Source organism: Bradyrhizobium sp. ARR65, assembly GCF_000472385.1.
In the GTDB taxonomy this organism is placed as follows: domain Bacteria; phylum Pseudomonadota; class Alphaproteobacteria; order Rhizobiales; family Xanthobacteraceae; genus Bradyrhizobium.
Genome location: NZ_AWZU01000101.1, coordinates 1 through 8,480 on the forward strand (window position 1 = coordinate 1; position 8,480 = coordinate 8,480).

At 62.4% G+C, this 8,480-nt stretch carries 11 protein-coding genes and 1 pseudogene; 6 read left to right on the forward strand and 6 right to left on the reverse strand.

Annotated features, from left to right (window positions below):
• On the forward strand, positions 1 to 366 hold a 366-nt coding region (locus F758_RS46090), incomplete at its 5' end, for an IS4 family transposase (RefSeq protein ID WP_035724556.1).
• A gap of 107 nt (positions 367 to 473) precedes the next feature.
• Here the strand turns inward: F758_RS46090 and F758_RS0142150 are convergent.
• Both F758_RS0142150 and F758_RS0142155 read right to left on the reverse strand, forming a co-directional pair.
• Positions 474 to 1,139: a DsbA family oxidoreductase gene (locus tag F758_RS0142150; protein WP_024513399.1), complete on the reverse strand. Its 666-nt coding sequence runs from the start codon at positions 1,137 to 1,139 to the stop codon at positions 474 to 476.
• A 110-nt stretch (positions 1,140 to 1,249) separates the two neighbouring features.
• Positions 1,250 to 2,080, reverse strand: coding sequence for a helix-turn-helix domain-containing protein (locus tag F758_RS0142155; RefSeq protein ID WP_024513400.1), 831 nt, complete (start codon positions 2,078 to 2,080; stop codon positions 1,250 to 1,252).
• 104 nt (positions 2,081 to 2,184) lie between these two features.
• Here F758_RS0142155 and F758_RS0142160 point away from each other — a divergent pair, with 104 nt between their 5' ends.
• Positions 2,185 to 2,418: a hypothetical protein gene (locus tag F758_RS0142160; RefSeq protein WP_024513401.1), complete on the forward strand. Its 234-nt coding sequence runs from the start codon at positions 2,185 to 2,187 to the stop codon at positions 2,416 to 2,418.
• Between the two features lie 59 nt (positions 2,419 to 2,477).
• Here F758_RS0142160 and F758_RS0142165 read toward each other — a convergent pair whose 3' ends face one another.
• From F758_RS0142165 to F758_RS46100, 4 genes and pseudogenes are all read right to left on the reverse strand, one after another.
• Positions 2,478 to 2,942, reverse strand: a complete 465-nt coding sequence (locus tag F758_RS0142165; RefSeq protein ID WP_024513402.1) for a group III truncated hemoglobin — start codon at positions 2,940 to 2,942, stop codon at positions 2,478 to 2,480.
• Positions 2,943 to 3,132: 190 nt separating this feature from the next.
• Complete coding sequence (locus F758_RS0142170; protein ID WP_024513403.1) at positions 3,133 to 3,729, reverse strand: SET domain-containing protein; 597 nt, start codon at positions 3,727 to 3,729, stop codon at positions 3,133 to 3,135.
• A gap of 259 nt (positions 3,730 to 3,988) precedes the next feature.
• Entirely contained in the window at positions 3,989 to 4,708 is a 720-nt protein-coding gene (locus F758_RS0142180) for a TetR/AcrR family transcriptional regulator (protein WP_024513404.1), read from the reverse strand.
• A 128-nt stretch (positions 4,709 to 4,836) separates the two neighbouring features.
• Positions 4,837 to 6,173 (reverse strand): annotated as a pseudogene (locus tag F758_RS46100) (Hsp70 family protein); the annotation flags it as partial.
• Between the two features lie 344 nt (positions 6,174 to 6,517).
• On the opposite strand from F758_RS46100, the gene F758_RS0142190 reads away from it, so the two are divergent.
• From F758_RS0142190 to F758_RS46105, 4 genes are all read left to right on the forward strand, one after another.
• On the forward strand, positions 6,518 to 7,096 hold the full coding sequence (locus tag F758_RS0142190; RefSeq protein ID WP_024513405.1) for a hypothetical protein: 579 nt from the start codon (positions 6,518 to 6,520) through the stop codon (positions 7,094 to 7,096).
• Between the two features lie 37 nt (positions 7,097 to 7,133).
• The gene (locus F758_RS0142195) at positions 7,134 to 7,694 is read left to right on the forward strand and encodes an inner membrane-spanning protein YciB (protein WP_024513406.1); all 561 of its coding nucleotides are present in this window, start codon (positions 7,134 to 7,136) and stop codon (positions 7,692 to 7,694) included.
• A gap of 113 nt (positions 7,695 to 7,807) precedes the next feature.
• A complete protein-coding gene (locus F758_RS0142200; RefSeq protein WP_024513407.1) occupies positions 7,808 to 8,104 on the forward strand; it encodes a hypothetical protein in 297 nt (98 codons plus the stop codon).
• Between the two features lie 147 nt (positions 8,105 to 8,251).
• Positions 8,252 to 8,480: DUF4372 domain-containing protein (locus F758_RS46105; protein WP_035725200.1), on the forward strand; the 229-nt coding region annotated here is incomplete at its 3' end.

The window sequence follows — 8,480 nt, forward strand, 5'->3', positions numbered from 1 at the left end:
ACCGGCAAGATCTTACGTATCCTCACCAACGATCTCGACGCCCCGGCGGACGAGATCGCGGAGCTCTATAGACGCCGCTGGCAGATCGAGCTGTTCTTCCGCTGGATAAAGCACACCCTCAAAATCCGCCACTTCTTTGGCACTTCCGAGAACGCCGTGCGCATTCAGATCGCCGTCGCACTCATCGCCTTTCTNCTCCTGCGCNTGGCCCATGCCACCCAGAACGGCGTCACAAGTCTTTTGACCTTCACTCGTCTGATCGTTCAAAACCTCATGCACCGGCGGCGGATCGACCATCTGCTCGATCCACCCCCGCCAATCCTTAGAGATCACCGACAGATGAGCCTCGACCTATGCCAAACCTAAACCGGACAGCCGTGGGCTTGGCCCGGGCATCCACGCTTTCATTGCCCAGACCGTGGATGGCCGGGACAGCAGGCCATGACAGGGTCATGAGCGTTAAGTTCGCGGCCCTACTCCGCCGCCTGCGCATTCACCTCCGCCGACACCTGCCGGATAGCGCGCGCCAGCAGCTCCGGAGCCTGTGCGCCTGAGACGGCGTATTTCTGCGCGAACACATAGGTCGGCACGCCCTGGATGCCCTTGTTCGATGCATCCTGCGCCAAGGCCGAGATCAGCGCGACATCTTCATCGGTTGCGAGCCGGTTGCGCACGTCATTGGCATCGAGGCCGACATCGGCGGCGGCCTGCACCAGCACCTCGGCGTCGGTGAGATCGCCGCCGTCGCGGAAATAGAGCTCCATCAGGCGCTGCTTCATCTCGGCCGCCTTGCCCTTTGCATCCGCCCAATGGATGAGGCGATGGCAGTCGATCGTGTTGGGCTGGCGCTTGACCATGTCCGGCCGGTACGACAGGCCTTCTTCGCTGGCCGCCGCGACCACGCGCTGCGCGATGTCCTTGTAGGCATCGACCGAGCCGAATTTGGTAGTCAGATATTCTTCGCGGCTGATGCCTTCGCGCGGCACCCAGGGATTGAGGAAGAACGGCCGCCAGTGCACCTCGACCGGCACATCCGGCACGAGCTGCAACGCGTTCTCAATGCGGCGCTTGCCGATATAGCACCACGGGCACACCACGTCGGAAACGATGTCGATGGTCAACGGCTTGAGCGTGCTCATGGGCGCGGGTCCTCACAAGGGAGATGTGCGCCCAAGATAGGCCCATCAGGCCACGATACAAGCGCGCCCGAGCATGATCGGGAAAACTGGAAACCGGTTTTCCGAAGAGATCATGCTCTGGTTAGCTCGGCCGCCATCTGTCGCAGGCGCATGGCAGTCAGCTCGTCCGCCGGAAAGAACGTCTCCAGCGCCAGTTCCGATAGTGTGACGTCAACCGGCGTACCAAAGACCATAGTGGTCGAGATGAAGCTCAGGATCTCGCCATTGAGCCGCAGTTTGAGTGGAATCGCGACGTTGTTGTCCGGCGGCAAGGGGCCGGAACGCGCCGGAATGGGATAGCTCTTGAGATCGTTATAAAGCTTGATCAATTCGGGATCGGCCGTCGCTTCGCATTGGCGGTGCAGCCGTTCCAAGAGATGGCCGCACCATTCGGCGAGATTGACCGTGCGCGGGGCCAGCGCTTCCGGATGGAAGGCGAGCCGCAACACGTTGAACGGCTGGCCAAGCAGACGCTGCGGGATGCCATCCAGGAGCGGCGCCACCATCCGGTTGGCGGTGACCAGATTCCAGTGCCGGTCATAGGCCAGCGCCGGGTTGGGTTCGTGAGCCTTCAGCACAAGGTCGATCGCCTGACGCGCGGATTTCAGCATGGGATCATCCAGCGAGCGTTGCGGAAAGGCCGGCGCATAACCGGCGGCAACCAGGAGCACGTTGCGTTCCCGCAACGGCACGTCCAGCCGTTCCGCAAGTTTCAACACCATCTCGCGCGAAGGCATCGCGCGACCGGTTTCGACAAAGCTCAAATGCCGCGCCGAAATGTCGGCGTCGACGGCAAGATCGAGCTGGCTGAGATGGCGGCGCTGCCGCCATTCGCGCAAGTGTTCCCCGACATGAACGGGGCGGCTGCGTTCATCGCGTGCGGTGGAAGTGTGGACATTCATCATGGCGGAAAACCTACCACGCGGGATTCGCGCCTTCCATTACTTCGCAGGTAATCGAATCGCGCAGCGGGCGATCTCATCTTCCGGCATGACAGGAGATGACCATGACCTCGTTGTTTTCCGGAAATTCGTCCCTCACCGCCGACATCATGCAGTGGCTGCTGAATCTGGCAACGCGGCTACTCGCCCGTGCGCTGCAGATGCCCGAACCGCTCGTGCAGTCCACCGGGATCTATGTGGTCGCGCAAGCGCAGGCGGTGGAGAACCGCTTTGCCGGATCGTTGTGTCCGATCCGCCTGTTCCGCCGGCTGCTGGCGCTATCACGCAGGGACCGCTGATGCCGCCCGGTGACCTGCGCCGAAGCACACTCGGGATCGTCGCGCAGCAGTCAGCGGCGTCAGGTGGAGGCGCTGTTCGGCTGTTTGCGTCGGAACCTTTCGCCGACGCCAAGCAGGACGCCATTTGCGCCCGCGACGCCGAGCTCGAGGCTTGCGGCGATCCGCCTCGCGCGCTCCATGAAATGCGCTTGCGCCTCGGGCGGACAGACCTCCTTGGTCGTGGCCTCGAACAGCGCGAGCCAACGGTCGAAATGCTCGGCATCGACCGGCAGGGGCAGGTGTTTGGGCATGGGGGCGCCGTGATAGCGGCCCGACATCAGCGCGACCGACGACCAGAACGCGCACATTTGCGCCAGATGCGGTTCCCAATCCGAGATCCGCGCGTCGAATATCGGACCCAGCATCTCGTCGCCGCGAACTTTCGCGTAGAAGCTGCGAACCAGGCGTTCGATCATGGCCTCGGTGATGCCGGTCCGCGCGGCAATCTCAGTCGTGATCTGTTCGCGTCGCTCTGCTCCGGTCATGACTTTCCCTAAATATGCATTTTAAATACCTATTTAGGACCGTGGCCGAGGCTTTGCAATGCTCTTTCGAAGGGGATTGCAGGGTCCTGCGTCAATCGCAGGGCAGGAAGCGCGAGCGTCGAATGCTTCCGGGCAAGCGCGGAAAGCTGTCAGCCATGTCGGTCCGACCGCTCGCTGGCGGCCGCGTGATCTAGGCTACGGCGCGATAGCCGTTGAAGCGCTTGGCCTTGCCGTTCGCTTTGCGGTTCGCCTTCTTGGCCTTCGCGCGCGCCTTCCCCTGCTCTTTCGCAAGCTTTTCGGCCTTGCGCTTGGCTTTGCGCTCTTCCTTGGCCTTGAGCCGCGCCCGCTCGGCACGAGCCTCGGCGCGCTTCTTCTTGCGTTTCCTCTCGCAAGCTTCGCATTTGCAGCCGATCGGCTTCAGGTAGGCCTTGAAATAATCGGTGCCGTAGTCGTAGTTGATTTCCTCGCCGGGCTCGATGTTCTTGATCGCGCGGATGAACACCTTGCGCTTACGCGGTTTCACGTCGGATTCCGCGTTCGGCCGGCAGGAATGGTTGATGTAGCGCGCGATGTTCTCGCGGATCGAACCGTCGATGGTCCAGCGGTTGGTCAGCTCGAACAGATATTTGTTCTCGACCGCGTCATCCTTTTTCTTCCGTGAATCCAGCAAGGGCCCGAAATAACGGATGATCCGGGTGCCCTTCTTGATCGGCTTGGTGGCGAAGAGGCCAAGTCCGGTTCGGGAACGGCCGACGCGGTAGGGTTTGTTCGATGAAATCGTAGGCATGACAACGTTTTTGAAGTGACGCCGCAAGGCTGTCGAAGCGAGCCGCTGTTCTAGAACGATTCCGACCAAATGTCAGGTATCAGGGTCCGAGCCGCTGGACCTTCCCCAGATTGCACATGTCCGAGATAGCACAGATCCGCTGAATTCCGCGGTCCATCGCAAGAACCATGTGATTTTCAGCGAGTTTCGCGCCGCTGCAATCAATGACCCTGTGAAGATGATCGGGACGTGACAGCACTGCCGAGCTGGCAATACGACGCTAAAGCTTCGGGATCGTCATCTTGAGCATGGTATCCAGCAAGGTGCCGGCGTCCGTGCCCGAGGGCAGGCGCTCCAGGATGTCCTGCAAGCGACCGTCGAGCAGCAGCATGGTGAAACCGTGGATCAGCGACCAGGCACGGGCGATGGCCGCCGCTTGTTCGAGCGTCAGCGCGTCTTTCGCGATCACTTCCTGGCGTTTTGCCGCGACCGCATCGGCAAGCCCCGCGAACGAGGCCTCCGCGGCCTCGCATAGCGAGGGCCTGGAATAATCCAGCCGCTCGGTTCGAAACATCAATCCGTACATGCCCGGATGCGCCTGCGCGTAAGCGACATAGGCCTTGGCGCGCGCCATTGATCGCTCGGCTGGCACCGTATCAACGGCGGAAGCCGCCGCCATGGCCGCGTTGAACTGGCGGAAGCCGATGGCGGCAAGCTCGCTGACGAGCCCGGTGAGATCACCGAAATGATGGGTCGGCGCGGCGTGCGACACGCCGGCCTCACGCGCCACCGCCCGCAAGGTCAGCCCCGCAAGCCCGTCGCGCTCCAGCACGCGCTCCGCAGCCTCTAACAGCGCATCGCGCAGCGCGCCATGATGGTACGGGGTCGCCTCGGCGCGCGAGCCACGACGGGCGCGGCCCGTACGCGAGGGCGCGGCGCGCCCGACCGGGCGGCGGAGGCGGCTTGGGCTCTTGGTCTGGGCCTGATCCTGCTTTTTCATGGCACACGCCTTATACGACTTGATTTTTACACTGTAAAGATTTGGACCGATCGCTTCACGCGGCCCCCTCTCGATGACATGACCGGCGAACTCGCGCGACGGTCGCCGCGGAAACCCCAAGAACATGGTGCGCCCGCCCTCGCCGTCAGGCCTCCGCGGCCACCGTCCAGCGGTCGGGGTCCGACGTATGGCCGATCAAGGCGAGGCCGTTGGCGATGGCTTCGAACTGATCGGCCGATCGGACCCGTTCCCCGCCGAAGCGCTCGGCGAACAGGCGCTGCACGGCCGGCACGAACGATGTGCCGCCAGTCAGAAACACCATTTCCACGTCCTGCGCGCTGATGCCGGCCTTGACCAGCACCTCGTCGACGGTTGCGTCGAGCCGCGCAATGTCCTCGGCGATCCAGCCTTCGAAATCGTCGCGGGTGACGGTCGCGCCGATATCGATGCCCTCGCGCTGGAAGCGGAAATCGACGCTGTCGCAGGTTGAAAGTGCCACCTTCGTGTCGGACACGGCGCGATACAGCGAAAAGCCGAGATCGAGATCGACGATGGTGATGAAATCCTGCAGCGGATCCGGATTCAGCGCGGTGCGTGCGAGCTGCTGCAGTTCGCGCAGGTCGCCGTTGCCCTTCATCATCGCAAGCTGATGCCAGCGGGCGAGGTTGCTGTAGTAGTGATTGGGGATCGGCAGCACCTTGTCGAACGAACGATAGCTGCTGCCCTTGCCCAGCCGCGGCGAGACGATGTGGTCGACGATGCGATAGTCGAAGGTGTCGCCCGCGATTCCGATGCCGGCATGACCCAGCGGTTCCGCGCGCAGCCCGCCGGCGGAGCGAAAGAAGCGCATGATGGAGAAGTCGCTGGTGCCGCCGCCGAAATCGGCGACCAGCACGGTGGCGTCGCGCTCGAGCTGGCGCGCGAAGGAGAAAGCGGCGCCCACTGGCTCGTAGACATAGCGCGCATGACCTGCTCCGAGCCGGTCGAAGGCGGCCCTGTAGCGCTGCATGGCCAGCGCATCGTCGGGATTGCCGCCGGCGAAGCGCACCGGGCGGCCGACCATGATGGTCGGCGCTCCGAGATCGAAGCCGTCGCCGGCATGGCGCGCCAGTGTGCGCAGGAACGCCGCAAGCAGGTCCTCGAATTTGTAGCGCTGCCGGAATATCTGGGTGGTGTTGAAGGCAGAGCTCGCCGCAAAAGTTTTGAACGACTGGATGAAGCGATGAATGGTGCGCCCTTCGAGGAACTGTTCGATCGCCCACGGGCCGCCCTCGGCACGCGGATGCAGCCCGGCGCCCGGTCGCTCCTCCCAGAAACACAGGGCTGACACATAGACGCTGCGCATCTGGCCGCCATGATCGAAACGGACGGCTTCCACGCGGCCGTCCCCGGTGGACAGTGCAACCACCGTGTTGCTGGTGCCGAAATCGACGCCAATCGAGACGGCGGGCGGGGCGCTCGACATGTCAGGCTCAAATTGTGATGAGAAAGGGGGCGGACGTTTAGCGGCTTTGGCCGTGCTTGCCAACCCACTTGGCGGGATTTTGCAGGACAATTCCGGTCCGTCCACGACCCGCCTCGTCCGCTCGCGGAAGCGGTGATCGCGTCTTGCCGAGATGTCGGCGAAGGGCATCATGACCCGCGAATGGATATGCGCCCACAGTGTCCAAGGGCCCAACCAATTGATAACGAAGCGCTCTTCCGCCGCTCACGAGATTTTTACACTGTAAAGATTTAACTTGACACTGTCACATCCAACCCTTAAGGAATCTTGCCAGCGTAAAGATTGGCCCGGAAAAGGGGCTGCTCATGTCGATCTTCCTGATCCTCGCGCCCTACGGGGTTTTCGCCTCCCTGATGCTCGTAACCTCGGCGCTCATGAGCGTGCTTGCGGCGGCAACCGTCTGCCTCGCCGTCATCCTGCTCGACGCCGCACGCGGCCGCTCGGTTAAGATCCTGGGCGCGGGAAGCGCGGTTCTGTTCGCCGGAATCGGCGGCTACCTTGCGCTGATCGACCCCGCGCTCGCCGGCTCGAAGGTCAAGCTCGCGGTGGACGCCGGCATCTTCACCATCTCGGCCGGCTCCATCCTGATCCGCTATCCCTTCACGCTGCAATATGCGCTGGAATCCGTGCACCCCGAGACCGCGGCGATGCCCGGTTTCCTGCGCGCCAACTACATGATCACCGGCGCCTGGACGGCGGCCACGCTGTTGATGATGTTGTCGAATCTCGCCATGCTCTATGTGCCGGGCTTGCCGATCTGGACCAGCCTGGTGATCGCTTTTGCCGCACGTAACAGCGCGGTTTATTTTACCAAATGGTACCCCTCTTATCGTAAGCTGAAACACAGCACGCCGCCCGCCGAGGCGCTGCCGACCGCACACTGACTGAGGATCAACAGCGATCTTCGTGGGGGGACAGACGATGAGGGACGTGCTTGTTCGGCTTGCCACCGACTTTCTTTCCGCGATCGTCTTCCTGGTCGTCTACCTCGTTACAGGCAGCGTCATCATCGGCGCGGCGGTGGCGATCGCAGGCTCTGTGGCCCAGGTGATCTATGCGCGGATCAGAGGCCAGCAGCTCAACTTTATGACTTATGCCAGCATCGGACTTGTCGTCGTGCTGGGCGGCGCAAGCATTCTGACCAACGATCCCCGCTTCGTGCTGGCAAAGCCCTCGATCGCCCATTTTGCCGTCGCCTTGATCATGCTCAAGCGCGGCTGGATGGTTCGCTACATGCCGCAAGTTGTGAGCGAGACCATTCCCGACTATGTCAACATCGCCGGCTATGCCTGGGCCGCATTGATGTTCGTGCTCGGCATCGGCACCATTGCGGTGGCGCTGACGGGCGACCTCAAGCTGTGGACCATCTACGTGTCGGCCGTTCTCGTCGCGGCGAAGGTCCTGGCCTTCGCCATCCAATATGTCATCTTCCGCGTGATCGTCACCAGCCGCATTCGCGCCGCCCGCGCCATTGGCACTTGAAACGGCGACAATGCAGTGGGCCGGCGCGTCCAGATGCGCTATAGGCGAGCGGCATCTGCGCTTGGGAAAAGCCATGTCCGGCTTGCGCGCACAACGGGAGTGAGGAGACCGAAATGGCCGTGGACGGGAACTGGAATCTGACCATGACGACGCCGATGGGAGAGCGCAGCGCGACACTGACGCTGAAAACCTCAGGCGGCACGCTCACGGGCACGCAAGCAGCCGAAGGCAACACGGTCGAAATCTTCGACGGCACGGTGAACGGCGACGACCTCGCCTGGAAAGTCTCCATCATCAATCCGATGCCGCTGACGCTCGCCTTCACGGGAAAGGTTTCCGGCGACGGCATGAACGGCGAAATGGGCATCGGCCCAATGGGCAGTTTTCCGTTTACGGGCACGCGGGCGTAAGCACGCCACTTCCGCATACGCAGCCGTCATCACCGGGCTTGACCCACGGCTGTCCGGTTTAAATTTGGTGGACAGGGCGCATGGCGTGGATTCTTCTGCGGTCTTGAGCATCGCCAAATGTTCGAGACACGGAGAGNAAGTCCCGCCATGCGCCACCACAATACAGTATTTCACGGCATTCTGAACCTTGTGCCGTGGCGCGTGCTGGACCGACTTGTGGAGAGATTTCAGGCCAACAAGCGGGTGCGGCGGCTCAGCACGCAAAATCAGTTTGTGGCGATGCTCTATGCACAGCTTTCGGATGCACAGAGCCTGCGCGCCATCGAAGCCTCTCTTGAGAGCCATGCCAGCCGGCTCTATCACCTCGGAGCAAGCG